Annotated in this window: 18 protein-coding genes and 1 riboswitch; of the genes, 4 read left to right on the top strand and 14 right to left on the bottom strand. The window is 52.6% G+C overall.

The features are described 5' to 3' along the window. Nucleotides 1–58: 58 nt before the first annotated feature. The 11 genes from Q4G98_RS01960 to Q4G98_RS01910 all read right to left on the bottom strand — a co-directional run bounded on the left by Q4G98_RS01960 (nucleotide 59) and on the right by Q4G98_RS01910 (nucleotide 9,852). Nucleotides 59–1,696: a putative manganese-dependent inorganic diphosphatase gene (locus Q4G98_RS01960; RefSeq protein WP_293661985.1), complete on the bottom strand. Its 1,638-nt coding sequence runs from the start codon at nucleotides 1,694–1,696 to the stop codon at nucleotides 59–61. Nucleotides 1,697–1,811: 115 nt separating this feature from the next. Then, the gene (gene hisIE, locus Q4G98_RS01955) at nucleotides 1,812–2,480 is read right to left on the bottom strand and encodes a bifunctional phosphoribosyl-AMP cyclohydrolase/phosphoribosyl-ATP diphosphatase HisIE (protein ID WP_177558896.1); all 669 of its coding nucleotides are present in this window, start codon (nucleotides 2,478–2,480) and stop codon (nucleotides 1,812–1,814) included. Beyond that, on the bottom strand, nucleotides 2,480–3,238 hold the full coding sequence (hisF, locus tag Q4G98_RS01950) for an imidazole glycerol phosphate synthase subunit HisF (protein WP_293661988.1): 759 nt from the start codon (nucleotides 3,236–3,238) through the stop codon (nucleotides 2,480–2,482). Before hisF ends, hisIE begins: the two co-directional genes overlap by 1 nt. After that, on the bottom strand, nucleotides 3,239–3,970 hold the full coding sequence (hisA, locus tag Q4G98_RS01945; protein ID WP_298563221.1) for a 1-(5-phosphoribosyl)-5-[(5-phosphoribosylamino)methylideneamino]imidazole-4-carboxamide isomerase: 732 nt from the start codon (nucleotides 3,968–3,970) through the stop codon (nucleotides 3,239–3,241). Beyond that, nucleotides 3,967–4,578, bottom strand: coding sequence for an imidazole glycerol phosphate synthase subunit HisH (hisH, locus tag Q4G98_RS01940; protein WP_298563224.1), 612 nt, complete (start codon nucleotides 4,576–4,578; stop codon nucleotides 3,967–3,969). Before hisH ends, hisA begins: the two co-directional genes overlap by 4 nt. Continuing rightward, nucleotides 4,575–5,162 (bottom strand): imidazoleglycerol-phosphate dehydratase HisB, encoded by a 588-nt coding sequence (gene hisB, locus Q4G98_RS01935; RefSeq protein ID WP_298563227.1) that lies wholly within the window; start codon nucleotides 5,160–5,162, stop codon nucleotides 4,575–4,577. Before hisB ends, hisH begins: the two co-directional genes overlap by 4 nt. Then, complete coding sequence (locus tag Q4G98_RS01930) at nucleotides 5,159–6,361, bottom strand: histidinol-phosphate transaminase (protein WP_298563230.1); 1,203 nt, start codon at nucleotides 6,359–6,361, stop codon at nucleotides 5,159–5,161. Before Q4G98_RS01930 ends, hisB begins: the two co-directional genes overlap by 4 nt. A 4-nt stretch (nucleotides 6,362–6,365) precedes the next feature. Continuing rightward, the gene (hisD, locus tag Q4G98_RS01925) at nucleotides 6,366–7,712 is read right to left on the bottom strand and encodes a histidinol dehydrogenase (RefSeq protein WP_298563233.1); all 1,347 of its coding nucleotides are present in this window, start codon (nucleotides 7,710–7,712) and stop codon (nucleotides 6,366–6,368) included. After that, nucleotides 7,703–8,359 (bottom strand): ATP phosphoribosyltransferase, encoded by a 657-nt coding sequence (hisG, locus tag Q4G98_RS01920; protein WP_293717742.1) that lies wholly within the window; start codon nucleotides 8,357–8,359, stop codon nucleotides 7,703–7,705. Before hisG ends, hisD begins: the two co-directional genes overlap by 10 nt. A gap of 16 nt (nucleotides 8,360–8,375) precedes the next feature. Next, nucleotides 8,376–9,554 carry an ATP phosphoribosyltransferase regulatory subunit gene (hisZ, locus tag Q4G98_RS01915; protein ID WP_298563237.1) on the bottom strand — a complete coding sequence of 393 codons (1,179 nt, stop codon included), beginning with the start codon at nucleotides 9,552–9,554 and terminating at the stop codon, nucleotides 8,376–8,378. Beyond that, a complete protein-coding gene (locus tag Q4G98_RS01910) occupies nucleotides 9,544–9,852 on the bottom strand; it encodes a YerC/YecD family TrpR-related protein (protein ID WP_293545750.1) in 309 nt (102 codons plus the stop codon). The genes hisZ and Q4G98_RS01910 overlap by 11 nt, the downstream gene beginning before the upstream one ends. Nucleotides 9,853–10,009: 157 nt before the next feature. Beyond that, nucleotides 10,010–10,111: riboswitch (SAM riboswitch) on the top strand. A 77-nt stretch (nucleotides 10,112–10,188) separates the two neighbouring features. Here Q4G98_RS01910 and Q4G98_RS01905 point away from each other — a divergent pair. Genes Q4G98_RS01905 through Q4G98_RS01895 form a run of 3 tightly spaced genes read left to right on the top strand, consistent with a single transcriptional unit; the run spans nucleotide 10,189 to nucleotide 12,735 of the window. Next, nucleotides 10,189–11,226, top strand: a complete 1,038-nt coding sequence (locus Q4G98_RS01905) for a methionine ABC transporter ATP-binding protein (RefSeq protein WP_298563240.1) — start codon at nucleotides 10,189–10,191, stop codon at nucleotides 11,224–11,226. Next, nucleotides 11,216–11,875, top strand: coding sequence for a methionine ABC transporter permease (locus tag Q4G98_RS01900; RefSeq protein ID WP_293545754.1), 660 nt, complete (start codon nucleotides 11,216–11,218; stop codon nucleotides 11,873–11,875). Before Q4G98_RS01905 ends, Q4G98_RS01900 begins: the two co-directional genes overlap by 11 nt. 26 nt (nucleotides 11,876–11,901) lie before the next feature. Continuing rightward, on the top strand, nucleotides 11,902–12,735 hold the full coding sequence (locus Q4G98_RS01895) for a MetQ/NlpA family ABC transporter substrate-binding protein (RefSeq protein ID WP_298563243.1): 834 nt from the start codon (nucleotides 11,902–11,904) through the stop codon (nucleotides 12,733–12,735). Nucleotides 12,736–12,957: 222 nt separating this feature from the next. Here the strand turns inward: Q4G98_RS01895 and Q4G98_RS01890 are convergent, their stop codons facing one another. Further along, nucleotides 12,958–13,701, bottom strand: coding sequence for a LysR family transcriptional regulator (locus Q4G98_RS01890; RefSeq protein ID WP_298563246.1), 744 nt, complete (start codon nucleotides 13,699–13,701; stop codon nucleotides 12,958–12,960). 145 nt (nucleotides 13,702–13,846) lie between these two features. Between Q4G98_RS01890 and Q4G98_RS01885 the strand changes: the two genes are divergently transcribed. After that, on the top strand, nucleotides 13,847–14,287 hold the full coding sequence (locus Q4G98_RS01885) for a universal stress protein (protein ID WP_298563248.1): 441 nt from the start codon (nucleotides 13,847–13,849) through the stop codon (nucleotides 14,285–14,287). A 183-nt stretch (nucleotides 14,288–14,470) separates the two neighbouring features. On the opposite strand, the gene Q4G98_RS01880 is transcribed toward Q4G98_RS01885, so the two are convergent. Both Q4G98_RS01880 and Q4G98_RS01875 read right to left on the bottom strand, forming a co-directional pair. Next, nucleotides 14,471–16,096, bottom strand: coding sequence for a SulP family inorganic anion transporter (locus Q4G98_RS01880; protein WP_298563250.1), 1,626 nt, complete (start codon nucleotides 16,094–16,096; stop codon nucleotides 14,471–14,473). Between the two features lie 157 nt (nucleotides 16,097–16,253). Further along, a complete protein-coding gene (locus tag Q4G98_RS01875; RefSeq protein WP_298563251.1) occupies nucleotides 16,254–17,471 on the bottom strand; it encodes a Bcr/CflA family efflux MFS transporter in 1,218 nt (405 codons plus the stop codon). Between the last annotated feature and the right edge of the window lie 110 nt (nucleotides 17,472–17,581).

Here is a 17,581-nt window from a genome sequence, read left to right as displayed (position 1 = left end):
CAAAACTGCCGCAGTTAAGCATTCCAGCTTAGCTGCGGCAGTTTTTTGTTTGCTGTTTTTAATCCAGTTTTCTGAAGGCTTCTGTCAGCGGGGGAATGATCTGCTTTTTGCGGCTCAAGACGCCGGGCAGATGATAGCAGCCTGCCGCAGCAGCTTCGCCAAAGGCGTGTACCAGCTGCGTTTGGGGACTGCCGGCAGCCAAAAGATCAGTCGCTTCACCCAAGATATCCGTTATCATCAGCAGTGACAAGTCATAGCCTTCCTGCCTGCGAAATTCCTCCAGTGCTTTTTGCAGATCTGCTAACCGTTCCAGCGCCTGCTGCCTGTCCATGATATTGATCTGACTGACAGTGATACGGTGCTCGCCGAAATCAAATTCCTTGATATCATTGCGCACGATGTCCTGCACCGGCATGGTACCGATCGCCGAACCGTGCCGCAGCACTTCCATGGCAAAAGCTTCCGCATCCCTGATCCCGGCCTGCACTGCCAGACGTTTGGCAGTATCTTCATCAAACAAAGTAGCTGTAGGCGAACGGAAATACAGAGTATCGGAAACTATGGCCGCAAATAAAATCCCTGCCAAAGCAGGCGGCAGCTCGACGCCTCTGTGCCAGGTCAGGTTGGCAACGATCGTCGCCGTCGAACCTACCGGCTCCTGGCGGATAAAGATGGGCGCGCCTGTCGTTAATCCACCCAGACGGTGGTGGTCGATGATCTCCAGCAAATGTGCTTCTTCGATACCTTCCACTGCCTGACTGCGTTCGTTGTGATCGACTAAAATCACTTCCTGCCGGTCTGGTACCAGCATCATCCCACGGTCCATCATGCCAGCGTAGCGACCGCGCTCCAGCACCGGATAGCTGACAAATTTTGCCGCCAGCATCTTTTCTCTGACATCTGACAGTAAATCTGTAGTTTTGAGCGTTACCAGATTCTTGGTCATTACCAAACGTACCGGAATACTTTGATTGATGAGCCGCACCGTAGTATAAGTATCGTAAGGAGTACTGATGACAATGGCCCGCCGGCACCGGGCCGCCTCCAATACCGCCGGCGTTATTTCCGTATCGCGGGTCAGGATCAGGCCTGCAGCGCCAGCTTCCATCACCGCCAGCTGCGCGTCGCTCCTGTCGCCGATGATGACCAGATCGCCTGCCCGGATCGCCTGCGTCAGCGTAGCAGCTTCGGAAGCACCGATCTTGATCTTGCCGTTAAAGGTTTGCTTCGGATCGCCGCAGATCAGCTGACCGTCTAAAGTATGTACGATACTACTATAATCGGTTTCACCATCGTCCAGATCCTGGATCGACAGCTCGTTATAATATCGTTTAGCCAGGTCGCCGACGGTGATGATCCCGACGATATTCTTATCCGTATCCAGCACAGGCACGGATTTCAAGCCTTCATGTTCTACAAAAAGTCGGCCCACATCACGCAGCGAAGCAGCCGGCCCCACTGTCGGCGGCTGCGCCAAACGAATATCGCTTAACCGCGGATACAGGTCGTCCACCAGTTTCGGCACCGGAACATTAAAATGCTCCAATACGAACTGTGTTTCCGGATTGATCTTGCCGGCACGGGCCGGCACTGCCTTCAAGCCCAACTGCTGCTTTAAGTAAGCATAGGCGATAGCCGAACAGACCGAATCTGTATCAGGATTGCGGTGACCGATAACTAAAACCGTTTTTTCCATGCTTGCACCTTCTTCATTACTGTCTTTCTTACCTGTCATTGTAGCATAAAATCTGCCGGACGGCTGTAAATTTTCAGCAAAGAAACCTCCCGCTCTCCGCAGGAGGTTTCCATTTTTAATATTTGCTGTTGTTTTCCTTACTGCGGCGTCCGCCCAGCTCACCCAGCAATTCCACCGGATTGATGTTGTGGTAGGCCAAAAGTACCAGACAATGATACCACAGATCGGACATTTCGTACAAAACTTCCTTAGCATTATTATTTTTGGAAGCAATGATCGTTTCAGCCGCTTCTTCGCCAACTTTTTTCAAGATCTTATCCTGACCTGACATAAACAGATAGCGGGTATAGGATTTTTCGCCGCCGTGGACGCGCTTATCCTGAATAACGCGGTACAGCTCGGTCAGCACGCCGTGGATTCCATCCGGTTCGGGCACGGGCAGGTTTTTGCCGGCGCCGCTGTTCCACAGCGGATAGCTGAAGCAGGAATAGTTACCAGTATGGCAGGCTGCGCCCTTCTGCTCTACCTTGACCAGCAGGCTGTCACCGTCGCAATCATAATCGATGCTGATGACCTTCTGCACATGGCCGCTGGTAGCGCCTTTGTTCCACAGTTCCTGACGGCTGCGGCTCCAGAACCAGGTATAGCCTGTTTCCACAGTTTTAGCCAGCGAAGCGCCGTTCATATAGGCCAGCATCAAAACAGCATTGGTTGCCGCATCCTGCACTACGGCAGGTACTAAGCCCTGTTCGTCAAATTTGATCTTCGAGAAATCTACTTGCATTATAATCTCACCTCTACACCTTTAGACCGCAGGTATTCTTTGACCTGCCTGATCGTAAATTCTTTATAGTGAAAGACTGACGCCGCTAAAACAGCATCGGCTTTGCCTTCCGTCAAAACATCATAGAAGTGTTCCAGTCTGCCAGCGCCGCCGCTGGCGATCACAGGCACGCTTACCGCTTCGGCCACAGCCCGCGTCAACGGGATGTCATAACCGTTTTTGGTACCGTCGGCATCCATACTGGTCAGCAATATCTCGCCGGCGCCCAGCTCTACTGCCCGTCTGACCCAATCCAATACGTCGATACCCGTCGGCGTACGTCCGCCCTGCACATAAACTTCCCATTTACCTTCGCTGCAGCGTTTGGCATCGACAGCCACAACGATGCACTGACTGCCGAACAGCTTGGCTCCGTCAGCGATCAGCTGCGGATTTTTGACCGCCGCTGTGTTGACCGAGATCTTATCAGCTCCGGCCTGCAAAGCATGGCGGATGTCCTGCACCGTGCTGATGCCGCCGCCGACAGTCAGCGGCATAAACACCTGCCCTGCCGTACGGTTGATCACGTCCAGCATGGACTTGCGCTGCTCGACGGAAGCCGTGATGTCCAGAAAAACCAGTTCGTCAGCGGCTTCGCTGTCATACAGGGCCGCCAGCTCGACCGGGTCGCCCGCATTACGCAGCTCCACAAAATTGGTGCCTTTGACTACCTGCCCTGCTTTGACATCCAGACAGGGAATGATTCTTTTGGTATGCACTCAGCAGCCCTCCTTTGCGACCCGCAGCGCTTCCCGCAGGTCGATAGCGCCGGTATAAATGGCCTTGCCGATAATGCAGCCTTCGATACCGTCAGCAGCACGCTGCTGCAATCGGCGAATATCGTCCACAGACGCCACTCCGCCGCTGGCAATAACTTTAACGCCGCTGGCCTGAGCCAGGGCGGCAGTAGCTTCTACGTTGACGCCGTTCAGTTTACCATCACGGCTGATGTCAGTAAAGATGATATGTTCGACACCGACAGCTGCCATTTTACGCGCCAGCTCCACGGCATCGATACCACCGCTGACACCCCAGCCTTCGATCGCGGCTTTACCGTCTTTGGCGTCGATGCCAACCACCACCTGTCCGGGAAATTCCCGGCAGGCTTCCGCTACCAGCTGCGGCTCACGCACTGCCGCCGAACCCAGGATCACACGGCTGACGCCCAGCTCCAGCAGCTCCGCCGCCGCCGCCAGCGTCCTGATGCCGCCGCCGACCTGCACCGGCATGGAGGCATACTCCAGAATCTTCTTGATCGCCGGCAGGTTACGCCCTGCCCCGGCCAAAGCGCCATCCAAATCGACCACGTGTAAATATTCGGCTCCCGCTGCCGACCAGCGGGCAGCCATTTCCGAAGGGTCATCGGCAAAAACAGTTTCCTGGTCAAAGCGGCCTTCCGTCAGCCTGACGCAGCGGCCGCCGCGAATATCTATCGCCGGAAAAATGATCATGGCTGCCACTCCTTAAACGCACGCAGCAGACCCAGGCCTGCCCGGCTCGATTTTTCTGGATGGAACTGAAAAGCCTGCACGCTGCCCCTGCCCACAGAAGCCGTGACTTCCATACCGTAATCACAGACAGCAGTAATAATGCTCTGATCCTGCGGCTCGGCATGAAAGCTGTGCACGAAGTACACATATTCGCCTGCCGCCGCTTCCAGCAGCGGCGAGCTGTTACGCAGCTGCAGCTGGTTCCAGCCCATATGGGGAATTTTTAAAGCAGTGCTCAGTTTGCGCACCTGCCCCTGAAAATAGCCTAATCCTTTAACACCCGGCGCTTCGTCGCTGCCTTCAAACAGCATCTGCATCCCCAGACAGATCCCCAAAAACGGCCTGCCGCTGTGCAGATAATCCTGCAAGACAGGTATCAGACCGCTGCCAGCCAAATTGGCCATACAGTCGCCAAAAGCTCCCACTCCCGGCAGGATCAGCTTTTCAGCCCGGGCAATGCTTTCGGCATCACTGGTGATCAGCGGCTCGCCGCCCACGGCAGCGATCGCTTTATTAACGCTGTGCAGATTGCCCATACCATAATCAACGATCACTATCTTAGAACTCATAAAGCCCCCTTGCTGCTCATCACGCCCTCAACGCGCGGGTCAGCAGCTACAGCCTCTGCCAAAGCACGGGCAAAGGCTTTGAAGACCGCCTCAATAATATGATGTACGTTTTTGCCATACAGCACACGGATATGTAAGGTCATACCGCTGGCAACGACCACGGCGCGGAAAAACTCCTCCGTCATTTCTGTATCGTAATTGCCCAAAGTTATTTTAGGCAGCTCGGCTTCAAAAACCAGATAAGGACGCCCGGAAAAGTCCAGCACGACCTGCGCCAAAGCTTCATCCATGGGAATAAAACAATTACCGTAGCGGTGAATACCGGCTTTATCGCCCACGGCGGCTTTGATTGCTTCACCTAATACGATGCCGCAATCCTCCACTGTGTGATGACAATCGACCTGCAGATCGCCCTGCGCCTGTACCTTCAGATCCAGGAAGCCATGTCTGGCCAGCAAAATCAGCATATGGTCCAAAAAACCAACGCCGGTAGCGATCTCAGCCTGGCCGCGGCCGTCAAGGTCAACGCTGACGCTGACAGCCGTTTCTAAAGTTTTACGTTCTTTGACAGCCTTACGCATCATGTTTCCTCCTCTGTGCACAAACGCTGCAGCTGGACTGCCATTTCGGCATTTTCCTGCGGCAGGCCGATAGTGATCCGCAGACAGCCCTGCAGCACCGGATGACCGGTGTAGTCGCGCACTAAAATTTTCTGCTCCAGCAGCTTCCGGTAGAGATACAGCCCCGCCTGCATCTGTTCTGTTTTTTCGCCCTGCGGGCCGTATTCCCTGATAAAGGTTGCCGCTAAACGCCTGGTCAGCTCTCCCTGCGGGCAGCAGGTCAGAAAATTGGTCGCCGAGGGCCAGACCTTCAATCCCATTTGCTCCAGCTGTTCCCGCAGCATTTCCCGCTGCTCGATGATCGCTGCGATCCGCTCCTGATATAAATCTTTATGACGGTAGACCTCTTCGGCTACTGTTAAGGACCAGGCATTGACATGGTAAGGCAGCAGCGTTTTGCCCAAAATGCGCATAATGCCGGCACTGCCCACGGCATAGCCTACCCGCAGTCCCGCCAGGCCATAGGCCTTGGAAAAAGTGCGTAAGCACATAAAATTGCTGTATTTCCCGGTCAGAGCCAAGGTTGAACCTGCCACCAGCTTCAGCTTATTCAGCGGCCGCAGATCCTGCGGATCGACGTCGCTGCCTTTGGCAAACTCCATATAGGCTTCGTCCATCACTACCGGGCAGCTGACATTAGCCAAAATCTTTTCCATAACTGCCAGCGGATTATAATTGCCAGTAGGATTATTGGGATTGCAGACGATCAAAAGCGCCGGCTGCTCCGCCCTACAGAATTCGATGACCTTATCGGCATCGATATAGCCTGCCAGCGTCAGCGGATATGGCGCGGCAATACTGTCGGCCAGCTGCGTGTAAACGCCGTACATGGAAAAAGACGGATAAGGAAAGGCGATCTTGCGGCCCTGGCCGCCAAAAGCATAGCAGGCCATTTGCAAAAGCTCGCTGGACCCGTTGCCGATACGGATATTATCAGCGTCCAGCGCCAGGTCGTCAGCGATCAGTTCCCGCAGCGTTTCTGCCTGCATAGGCGGATAGCGGTTAAAAGGAAAACCGGCCAGTTTGGAAGCCACAGCCTGTTCTACCGGTCGCGGCAGACCGTAATTACTTTCGTTGGCATTGACGATGATCTCGGCCGCCACATGCTCGACCGCATATTCTTCCAGGGTTTCTAAACCACTTCTCGCATTAAATCCAGCCATCTCGTCACCTCTTTTCCATGCGTACGCGGATAGCGTTGGCATGGGCCTGCAGCCCTTCGGCTTCGGCCATTTTGATCACATCGCTGCCCACAGCGGCTAAAGCGCCCTGCGTATATGCGATGATACTGGTTTTTTTCATAAAGGTTTCCACATTCAGCACCGAATAGAAACGGGCCGTGCCGCCGGTAGGCAGGATATGGTTCGGGCCGGCGTAATAATCGCCCAAAGGCTCGGGCGAATAAGCGCCCAGAAAGATTGCGCCGGCATTACGCAGATACGGCAGCAGCGCAAAAGGCTCTTTCGTCATCACTTCCAGATGCTCCGGTGCTGAAATATTTGCCATTTCGATCACTGTTTCCATATCCGACGCCACGATGATCCTGCCATGATTGGTCAAGGATAAAGCGGCGATCTCCTGCCGCGGCAAAGCCGCCAGCTGCACTTCCAGCTCGGCCGCAACAGCATTGGCCAGCAGTTCGCTGTCCGTGACCAAAATAGCGCTGGCCAGCGGATCATGCTCTGCCTGACTCAAAAGGTCAGCCGCCAGATACTGCGGATCAGCACTGCCGTCAGCGACGATCAGTATTTCGCTGGGACCAGCCAGCATATCGATGTCGCAGTGGCCGTAAACAGCCTTTTTCGCCAGCGTTACAAAAATATTGCCCGGCCCGGTGATCTTTGCTACCTTCGGTACGGTCGCCGTACCAAAAGCCAGTGCGGCCACGGCCTGCGCCCCGCCCATTTTATAAATCTCCGTCACGCCGATCAGCCCGGCTGTGACCAGCACATAAGGATTGACCTTGCCGTCACTTCCCGGCGGCACCGCCATCACGATGCGCGGCACACCAGCCACAGTTGCCGGTACAGCGTTCATGATCACAGAGGAAGGATAAGCCGCCGTGCCTCCCGGCACATAGATACCGACGGAATCCACCGGCGTCACCTTCTGCCCCAGCATAGCGCCGCAGTCGCGGTTGGTCAGCCAGGACTTGGGCATTTGTTCTTCGTGGAAGCGGCGCACATTGGCGATCGCCCGTTTGATAGCTTCCACTACTTCCGTATCGACCGACTGCCTTGCTTCCGCAAATTCAGCTTCGCTGACACGGATATTCTGAGCGGTCAGGCCTGCCTTATCCAGCAGATTGGTATAATACAGCAGCTTGTCATCGCCGCTTCCCCTGACGTCGGCAACGATCTTATCTACTACCTGCGCCGCAGTCAGCGGCGCGCCGAACATCGCAGTAACGCCTGCCTGCACTCCCGGCGACAGCTCACATTCATCAAAAGCTTTTTTCTGCATCAGCGCCGCAATCTCGGCAGCGCTCATCCCTCTGGCATCTGTTACCTGCATTGTTCTTCCTCCTCATCCAGCACCTTACGCAGATCGCGTACCAGCTTATCCAGCCGGTCAAATTTCAGTTTAAAGCTGACCCTGTTGGCGATCAGCCGTGCCGTCGCCGTATAGATGGAATCTACCTCCACCAGTTTGTTTTCTTTCAGGGTCCGCCCTGTTTCCACAATATCAACGATCAGCTCCGACAGTCCCACCATCGGCCCCAGCTCGATCGAGCCGTTAAGCTTGATGATCTCGGTCTGAATCCCCAGACTGCGGAAATATTCCTGCGCGCAGTTAGGATATTTAGTCGCCACCCGTAAATGTGCGTAATCAGTCAGCTTGGGCCGCTGCATCTGCTCCGGCACTGCCAGCATCAAACGGCAGCGTCCGTATTTCAGGTCCAGCAGCTCATAAACATCCTTGCGTTCCTCCAGCAGCACGTCTTTCCCGATGATCCCGATGTCGGCAGCACCGTATTCCACATACGTCGGCAGATCGACAGTTTTGGTAATTATAAAACGCACCCGGCTGGCCTCATTACTGATGACCAGCTTGCGCGAATCCTCTGTTACGTTATCGGCGCTGTAGCCGACTTTAGCCAGCAGGTCCACAGATTTCTGGAACAGCTTGCCCTTCGGCAGCGCTACGGTAATATAATCCATCACGGCACTTCCTTTATCATTCTTCGATATACAGCAGTGTATCACAGGCGTTAGCGCGCTGCGCTTCCACAGCTTCGCTTTGGCTCAACGGTTCTGTCGCCAGCTTCACGGTCTTGCCGCTCCGGCGCAGACGCATGCCCTGCACGATCGCCTGCGGTAAACAGCCCGCCTGCCACGCTACCAAAACATCCCAGCTGCTGATATTATCCAGCTGCCCGCGGCGGCTCAAAATCAGCATGATCCGGTCGATGCCGATAGCAAAGCCGGTCGCCGGGCACGATTTACCAAAATTTTCCATCATCGTATCGTAACGGCCGCCGCCAATGATCGGGAAGCCCATATCCTCGGCATAGCCTTCAAACAGCATACCTGTATAATAATCAAGGTCGCGCAAAAGTCCCAGGTCAAAACGCAGATAAGCTGCCGCACCATAAGCCGCAGCCAAAGCATAGATCTCGCGCAGATCCTGCACAGCCTGAGCGCTGGTAGAGTTCAGCCCGCATGCCTCCACCTTATCCAACAGCTCTAAGCCGCCGTGCAGAAAGGGCAGTTCCTTGAACAGCGCCTTCTGCTCTAAGGGCATCCTGCTGCCATCTACCAGCGCTTCCAGTCGTACCACGTCATGCTCGATCAGGCAGCGTTTCAATTCCTGGGCCTGCGTTGCCGTAACCTCTGCCGCTTCGATCAGGCCGTTGATAAAATCGATCTGGCCAACGCTGATCACAAAATCCTGCAGACCCGCCGCCTGCAGCGAAGCCACCGCTAAAGCCAGCATCTCGGCATCTGCCGAAGGCCCGGCCGCGCCCATCAGTTCTACGCCGGCCTGATTGAATTCGCACTGCCGCCCGGCCTGTGCTTCTTCATAACGAAACAAATTGGCCAGATAAAAAAGCCTTTTCACCGCAGGCCCTTCATTGAGCCGCGTCGCTACCAGCCGTGCCAAAGGCGTCGTCATATCCGAACGCAGCAGTAAAATATTATTGCGCCGGTCAAAAAATTTAAAGCTGCTGTCCGACAACTGTCCGGCGGCGGCAAAGGTATCAAGGTATTCAAAGGTCGGCGTGATCACCTCGTCATAGCCCCAGGCTTTAAAAGTCGCAGCCAGCTTATTTTCTATTATGCGCCTGGCGCCCGCTTCTCCCGGCAGCACGTCCCGGGTCCCATACGGTACCTGCAGCGCTTTATTATTCAGCATCTGGCTTCGCTTCCTTTTTCAGTATCGGCATCACCGAATTATAACCATCGGCCCCATAAACCAGGCAGCGTTTGACGCGGGAGATCGTTGCCGTGCTGGCGCCTGTTTTTTCTACTATTTCCTCATAAATACTGCCCGCATCCAGCATCCTGGCCACCTCCAGGCGCTGCGCCATGGATTTCAGCTCGCTGATAGTACAGATATCTTCAAAAAAGTTTGAGCATTGTCCCTCGTCTTTTAAGCTGAGGATCGCTTTAAATAACTGGTCGGTCAAATGGTCTCTGGTTTTTGCAGCCATGATTGCCTCCTTAAAATTAGATGGTACTGCTACCATTTTTCTTTTATACTTTATCACTTTATCTTGTGAAAGGCAAGGCTTTTTACAAAAATTTAAAAATTTTTATTGACAAGCGCCGTTTGTAAGTGTATTATTTTGTTTAACAACTCCAAACGGTATTTCATCAAGAGTAGCCGAGGGACTGGCCCTATGAAGCTACGGCAACCATCACTGAGTGAACGGTGCCAAATCCAACGGATGTAAATCCGGCAGATGAAGCAGTACGATATGTATTCGTTACCCTTCACCTGTGTGAAGGGTTTTTTTACGATTTTAGAAAAGAAAGAGGAACGCTGTATGATCGATTTACGCAATGTGGAAAAAACCTACTACAGCAACGCAGGCGATATCCACGCTTTAAAGAAAACCAATCTGCATATCAACGCCGGCGAGATCTTCGGCATCATCGGCCTCAGCGGCGCCGGTAAGTCGACCCTGATCCGCTGCATCAATATGCTGGAAGTACCGACAGGCGGGCAGGTCTTTGTGGACGGTCAGGAGCTGACCGCCATGAGCAACCAGCAGCTGCGCAAAGCGCGCCAGAACATCGGCATGATCTTCCAGCACTTTAACCTGCTGGCCTCCCGTACAGTTTACGACAATATCGCCTTCCCGCTGGAGATCCAGGGACTGCCCCAGGATGAGATCCAAAAACGGGTACAGCCGCTGCTGGAGCTGGTACAGCTGCAGGACCGCGGCGATTATTATCCCAGCCAGCTGTCAGGCGGACAGAAACAGCGCGTCGGTATCGCCCGCGCTCTGGCCAGCGATCCAAAGGTGCTGCTGTGCGACGAAGCGACCTCGGCCCTTGACCCGCAGACCACCAAATCCATTCTGGACCTGCTCAAGGATATCAACAAGCGCCTGAATCTGACCATCGTCATGATCACGCACCAGATGGAGGTCGTGAAAGAGGTCTGCGACCGGGTAGCCGTTATCGAAAACGGCGAGATCATTGAAGAAGGTTCGATGATTGACGTTTTCACCGATCCGCAGAAACCCACTACAAGGGATTTCATCAAAAGCATCAACAATGTCGAGCTGCCGGCACTGCTGCAGTCCTCGGCCCTCAGTGACACTTATACTGAAGGCAGCAAGCTGATCGTGCGGCTGTCCTTCATCGGCAACTCCGCCGGCGACCCGATCGTTTCCGGCATGGTCAAAAAATTCGACGTCGATATCAATATCATCTACGGCAATATCGACTCGCTCAAGGATATTCCCTTCGGCACGTTGGTCATCGAAATTTCCGGCAGCGCCGCAGGTATCAAAAATGCTTTGCACTATCTGCACGAACAGCAGCTGAAAGTTGAGGTGATCGGTTATGTCTCCTGAAATGTTAGCACTTTTACTTAAATCCTTTTGGGAAACCTGCTATATGGTGCTGGCTTCCACGATCCTCGCCACACTTATCGGCGTACCGCTCGGCGTGATCCTGACCGTCACCCGTAAAAACCATATTTTGCCCAACGCGCCTGTCAACAGCGTTTTAGGCGCTATCGTCAATGCTACCCGTTCTACTCCCTTCATTATATTAATGGTAGCGATCATTCCGCTGACCCGTCTTTTAGTCGGTTCTTCGATCGGCACTACCGCTTCTATCGTACCGCTGACGATCTCGGCCGCACCCTTTATTGCCCGCATCATCGAGTCCTCGCTGCTGGAAATCGACCACGGCGTTATCGAAGCAGCGCAGGCAATGGGCGCCAGTCCGCTGCAGATCATCCGCAAAGTGCTTTTGCCGGAAGCCCTGCATTCCATCGTTTTAGGTATCACGCTCGCCGTGATCGCTCTGATCGGTTATTCGGCCATGGCCGGCACTTTAGGCGGCGGCGGCCTGGGCGACCTGGCGATCCGTTACGGCTATCAGCGTTTTCAGATGGACGTAATGCTGATCACCGTTGTCGTCCTGATCGTTATGGTGCAGTCCATTCAGTCCTTAGGCGATTATTTTTCCAAAAAGCTTAACAAAAATAAACTTTAAAAACATCTTGTAAAGGGGATATTCTCATGACAAAACTTACTAAGATCCTGGTCGCGGCTGCATTATGCGCGGCTGCATTCACCACCTTCGGCTGCGACGGCGACAAAAAAGAAGCAGCCAAAGCACCTGAAGCCAACGCACCTGTAAAAATCGCCGTTACTGCCGGCCCTCATGCCGAAATCATGGATAACGTCAAAAAACTGGCTGAAAAACAAGGCTTGAAAGTAGAAGTTGTCGAATTCAACGACTATGTCACTCCCAACGTGGCGCTCTTCCAGGGCGAGGTTTTTGCCAACAGCATGCAGCATCGTCCCTACCTGGACGCTACCTTGAAAAAAGAGCCTAAATTTGATCTGGTCGAAGTTTTTAAAACCGTTAACTTCCCGATGGCAGCTTATTCTAAAACCTTGAAAAAAGGCGACGCTATTCCTGACGGCGCCACTATCGGTATCCCCAACGATCCGTCCAACGGCGGCCGTGCCATCCTGGTTTTGGCTAATGCCGGCCTGATCAAAGTCAAAGACAATAAAAACGTCACTACCACTGTTGCTGATATTACTGAAAATCCGCATAACTTCAAATTTCTGGAACTGGACGCGGCGACAATTCCCCGCAGCCTGCCCGACGTAACGCTGGCAGTTATCAACGCCAATTATGCTATTCCCGCCGGTCTTAATCCTACTAAAGATTCCATCATTCTGGAATCTGCTGACAATCCGTTTGTCAATATCTTCGTTACCAAAAAGACTAACGAAAACGATCCCCGGATCGCCAAGCTGAAAGCGATCTATCAGTCGGCTGACAATGAAAAATTCATTCTGGACCACTTCCAGGGCACGATCTTACCAGCCTGGAAATAACGAAATAACGCTTATACTAAAAGCCACGGAACTGTAAAAGTTCCGTGGCTTTTGTTTTGGGCAGTAAAGCTGCCTTCACTTTTTCTTCTGTTCAAAATACTGCGGGATGAAACTGATAAAATTGCGCGTTGTCGGCGCATGATAATGCTTTCGTGCCCAGACTACCGCCGCCGTTGTCATCAAACTCCGGTCCGCAAAACGGATACAGGCTAAACCCTCACGCTAAGCGATCGCTTCCGCTGACTCAGGGATCACTGCCAGACCCAGCCCGGCTTTCGCCCAGGCGATCAATGAATTACTATCGTCGCTGAGGCAGAAAAACTGTGCCTGGATACCGTTTTTTTGAGCTGCCTGTTCCATCAGCTCCTTATAGCGGCGATGGCATAAAAGCGGCAGTCCCTGCAGCCGGCTCACAGGCAGCTCATAATCCCCATGCAGCTGCGGAAAAACCGCCGCATCATAAACCAGCGCCAGCCGTTCCGGCGGCAGCTTATAGCTGTCAAAGGAATCCTCGTCGACCGGCAGATGCACGATCGCTATCTCGATGATCCCCTTCTCCAGCAGCTCGATCACCCGCAGTGTCTCACCGATCAATAAACGATAGGTTATTTTCGGATACTCCTCTTTAAAAGCGGCGATCAGCTGCGGCAGTACCATCAACCCCATCGAAGTTACGACTCCCAGCGATAGAATACCTTCCTGCCCCAGTTCATTGCTGGATAACTCACACATCGTCCTGTCCGTCAGATTTAAAATCTCTTCCGCCCGGTGCAGCAGCAAATGCCCTGTTTCTGTTAAATGCAGACGCCGTCCTGACCTGTCAAACAATTCTACGCCTAATTCCTGTTCCAGCTGCTTGATCTGCCTGCTTAAGGGCGGCTGGGCAATATGCAGTGCTTTAGCAGCCTCTGTAACATTTCCCAGGCGCGCAACCGTTACAAAATACCGCATTTGCTGCAAATTCATAAACCTTCCTCCATTCATACTTTTTAGGTATTATATTTTCTAAAACAAGTATTTTAAGTATAAATTTATTGTTGTTATAATGATATTAAAGAAAAGACTAATCGTCAAGTGAAGCATAAGACTGCAACTTTAGGGAGGGATTTATATGAAAGAGAAAATTTTAATTGCTATCGACAGTTCCGATTCGGTTGGTAAAATTCTTGATTACGGCATTAATCTGGCCGAGAAGCTTGATGCTGAAGTAACAGTAGTGCACGCAATCGAACCTTACAGCAAAAGATCGACGATCATGAACCAGTTGAATGCCGCCATGGTCAAACAGACTAACGAGCTGTATGAGCTGGCCGGCAAGGAATTGATGGAAGCCGCCAAAAAGCAGACTGCCGCCGCAAAAGTTCCTGTTCATTATGAAACTCTGATCGGTAACGCCGCTCAGCAAATTCTGACAGCCGCCAAAAAATCCGGCTGCACGATGATTGTTATTGGCAGCCGCGGCCTGAACGCTGTCGCCGAATTTATCCTCGGCAGTGTCAGCTCTAAGGTTGCCATGTATGCCGAAGTTCCTGTGCTGATCGTTAAAATATAAACTGCTGGGACACAGTTTCTCTTACAGGCAGTTCTGGATCAGAAAATTCTCCCGTCTAAAAAATTCAGTAACTGCATAAAGGGCCTGCCGGAAATCATCCGGCAGGCCCTTTACTTTATTTTTATATCTTCTACAGCCGCTTCCACTTCTGAACAGACTATTATTGATCTCGTTATTTGTGCTTTAATGACCGTGGCATAAAGCCCGCTCTACGCTCCAATACACGCAGTCCTGTCCCACCATGGCATAAATACCGCCGCGGCGCATCATTTCCATGGCGTCCTCCTGCACGCTGCACAAATAGATTTCCTTACCTTCTGCCTGCAGACGGGCAATCAGCTTACCAAACTCCTGTGTCCCCGAAATATCCATGTCAGGAACGCCGCGCATGGAGAAATACACATAGCTGTAGGCCTGCGCTTTTTCTGCTATGCCTTCCAGCCGTTCCGTATTGGCAAAAACTATCGGCCCGGTGATATAGCAGACCAGCCCGTTTTCAGGCAGCGAAGAATTATGGTCATGCAGTCTGTTGGGATCGATCTCGTCATACGTGATCCGCAGATGCGAGAAACGCACAGTTTGCAGGATCAGTCCAATCATCACACCGACCACGATCGCCGTCGTTAAATCAAAAATAATCGTGCACAGCATCGTAATGATAAATTTAAAGATCGCTCCAGCAAATTTACCATCAACCATAAAGCCGATCGTCGCCCACTCGTTCATGCGCCAGGAAACGACCATCAACACACCGGCCAGGGCCGCTAAAGGTATTTTGGACATTACCGGCGCTAGAATAAACATCGCCGCCAGGATACCTAAAGCATGAAAAATGCCGGTCAGCCTTGTTTTTGCGCCCGACTTAACAGCTACGCTGGTACGGGCGATCGCTGCCGTTGCCGGAATGCCGCCAAAGAAAGGCACGACCAGATTGCCGACGCCCTGCGCCACCAGCTCACGGTTACTGTCTAAAGGCGCGCCCGTCATTCTGCCCGCGGTAGCACCGCACAGCAGACTTTCGATCATCGCCAGCACTGCGATACTGGCGGCAGGTGCCAGCAGATTTGTCAAACGGTTAAAATCCAGCAAGCCAGCAAATTCCAGACGATCATCTAAAAACAAAGTCGTAGGTATCTCTCCCACTACAGCTACGTCAAAGCCATACAGCAAATTGCCCAGCGTCGCCAGAATGATCGCTAATAAGGAGGCTGGTATGGCTGTACCAAATAATTTTGGAAAAATCAGCATCGTTAGCACTACGAAACCACCGATACCCGCCGCCTCCCAATTAGGCGTAAAGCCCAGCTGACTATAACTCAGCAGCTTTTCCAGCGTTGAAGCGCCCTGCGACTGCACACCGAAAAAATTGTCGATCTGCCCCAGTGCGATGATCACGGCAATACCTGACGTAAAACCGGTAATGACCGGCATGGGAATAAAAGAAATCAACTTGCCCAAATGCAACAGCCCGGCAACGATCAAAATTATCCCCGCCAAAACAGTAGCGATAAAAACACCCTGCATATCATATTTAGCTACGATCGACATCAAAATGGCTGCCATCGCGCCGGTCGGCCCCGATATCTGATAATAAGCGCCGCCTAACGCACTGATCAGCAGTCCGGCAACGATCGCCGTGATCAGGCCCGACGCTGCCGTAGCGCCGCTGCCGACGCCAAACGCCAGTGCCAGAGGTATCGCCACGGCGGTCACCGTCAGGCCAGCCAGCAGATCGCTGACCAGGCTGCTTTTATCATAGCCTGTAAATTCCTGTTTCAGATCTTTTGTAAACTTTTGCAACAACATCATCTCATCATAACTCCCCTGATTTTACCTCTGCCCGCAGGCCATCCTAAACTAAAAAACAATGCCAGTATAATACATCTCTGCCAAGATGTAAAGTAGCAGCTGCCGTCTCCGTAATATTTTACAGAATAAAGTCAGCTGCTTCCACCGCCAAATACTTTTACAAGCCTTCGATCCGCACCTTAAAATGCAGCAAAAAGCACCAGCCGCCAATCGCCAGTATGGCGCAGACAGCAGTGATAATGCCCAGACCGTCAATAAAATTACCCCAGTTCAAAGCGCCCAGCAGCATTCCCAAGCTGCCGAAAACAGTATTCACCGCATTGATCAGCGAAGAAGCCGAACCAATATCAGTTTTCTGCTGATCTAATAAAATCGCTGTGCTGAACGGACGCGCCGCGCTCTCCATAACCGTCACCGGCAGAAATGCCATAAGGAAGCACCAGGGCGAGAGGCTGCCTACTGTCAGCAGGGCCACTGCCGCAGCAGCGGTAAAAATAAAACAGCCATATGTGAACTGCCGCGGCGTCACAATCCCTATCAGCTTCATATATAAAAACGGTCCGATAACGGCAAAGAAAGAATTGGCAGCAAAGAAATAACTGTAGACCTGCTCACTGAGGCCGAAATACTGCACATAAACGTAAGACGACACGGCTACATAAGCCATATAAGGTGCCGCCAGCAGTGAAAATACGGTCAGAAAACCTGTGAAGCCCACATTTCGGCCAACTACGGCCAGCCTGCCAAAAGTGCTCCAAAAGCTGCCTGCATACCGCTGGTTCAGCGGCAGTGTTTCTTCAAAAAAACAGCTGGCCAGCAAATTCAGCGCTCCGGCAGCGATCAACACGACAAAAGTGCCGCGCCAGCTGACGAATTGCAGCAAAAAGGCGCCGACAATGGGGGCCACCATCGGCGCGATGACAGCCATCGCCTGCACTAATGCCAGCACCCGGTTCTTAGTCGTGCCATAAAAAGCATCCTTGACTACCGCCATCGAGACAGCGACCATACTGCCGGCGCCCAGCGCCTGCATGATCCGGTAAGCGATCAGCGTCTGGATACTGCCGGAAACGGCACACAGTCCGCTGGCCAGCGTGTACAAAACTATTCCCAATAAGAGGATCTTCCGGCGGCCGTATTTATCGCTCAACGGACCAAATAATAAGATCCCCACCGCAAAAAAGAAGAAAAAGCTAACCAGCGTCAGATTGACCAGTAAAGGCGACGCCGCAAATTCTACCCCCAGCGCCGGTAAGGCCGGCAGATACAGATCGATCGACAAAGGCACAAACATATTCATAACGGCTATCAGTATAATCAGTCCTTTATTGCCCAAATACCGCTGCCTGCCGCAGGAAATATTTACTTCTGACACTAAAACCAGCCCCCTTGCTCATTAACTGAAAAAGCCGGATAAGAGAATATCTCTTATCCGGCACTGCTGCCCTCCGAGGTGTTACCTGAAAACAAAATTATTTTAGCATC

The organism is uncultured Phascolarctobacterium sp., assembly GCF_958349595.1.
Lineage (GTDB): Bacteria > Bacillota > Negativicutes > Acidaminococcales > Acidaminococcaceae > Phascolarctobacterium.
Note: the sequence above shows the minus strand (reverse complement) of the source record. Positions and strands in the feature narration are given on the sequence as shown.

Bases quoted from the DNA above. Each gene is read 5' to 3' on its own strand.
- Q4G98_RS01960 (WP_293661985.1), bottom strand. From the start codon at position 1,696: ATGGAAAAAACGGTTTTAGTTATCGGTCACCGCAATCCTGATACAGAT.
- hisIE (WP_177558896.1), bottom strand. From the start codon at position 2,480: ATGCAAGTAGATTTCTCGAAGATCAAATTTGACGAACAGGGCTTAGTA.
- hisA (WP_298563221.1), bottom strand. From the start codon at position 3,970: ATGATCATTTTTCCGGCGATAGATATTCGCGGCGGCCGCTGCGTCAGG.
- hisH (WP_298563224.1), bottom strand. From the start codon at position 4,578: ATGAGTTCTAAGATAGTGATCGTTGATTATGGTATGGGCAATCTGCAC.
- hisB (WP_298563227.1), bottom strand. From the start codon at position 5,162: ATGATGCGTAAGGCTGTCAAAGAACGTAAAACTTTAGAAACGGCTGTC.
- Q4G98_RS01930 (WP_298563230.1), bottom strand. From the start codon at position 6,361: ATGGCTGGATTTAATGCGAGAAGTGGTTTAGAAACCCTGGAAGAATAT.
- hisD (WP_298563233.1), bottom strand. From the start codon at position 7,712: ATGCAGGTAACAGATGCCAGAGGGATGAGCGCTGCCGAGATTGCGGCG.
- hisG (WP_293717742.1), bottom strand. From the start codon at position 8,359: ATGGATTATATTACCGTAGCGCTGCCGAAGGGCAAGCTGTTCCAGAAA.
- hisZ (WP_298563237.1), bottom strand. From the start codon at position 9,554: ATGCTGAATAATAAAGCGCTGCAGGTACCGTATGGGACCCGGGACGTG.
- Q4G98_RS01910 (WP_293545750.1), bottom strand. From the start codon at position 9,852: ATGGCTGCAAAAACCAGAGACCATTTGACCGACCAGTTATTTAAAGCG.
- Q4G98_RS01905 (WP_298563240.1), top strand. From the start codon at position 10,189: ATGATCGATTTACGCAATGTGGAAAAAACCTACTACAGCAACGCAGGC.
- Q4G98_RS01900 (WP_293545754.1), top strand. From the start codon at position 11,216: ATGTCTCCTGAAATGTTAGCACTTTTACTTAAATCCTTTTGGGAAACC.
- Q4G98_RS01895 (WP_298563243.1), top strand. From the start codon at position 11,902: ATGACAAAACTTACTAAGATCCTGGTCGCGGCTGCATTATGCGCGGCT.
- Q4G98_RS01890 (WP_298563246.1), bottom strand. From the start codon at position 13,701: ATGAATTTGCAGCAAATGCGGTATTTTGTAACGGTTGCGCGCCTGGGA.
- Q4G98_RS01885 (WP_298563248.1), top strand. From the start codon at position 13,847: ATGAAAGAGAAAATTTTAATTGCTATCGACAGTTCCGATTCGGTTGGT.
- Q4G98_RS01880 (WP_298563250.1), bottom strand. From the start codon at position 16,096: ATGATGTTGTTGCAAAAGTTTACAAAAGATCTGAAACAGGAATTTACA.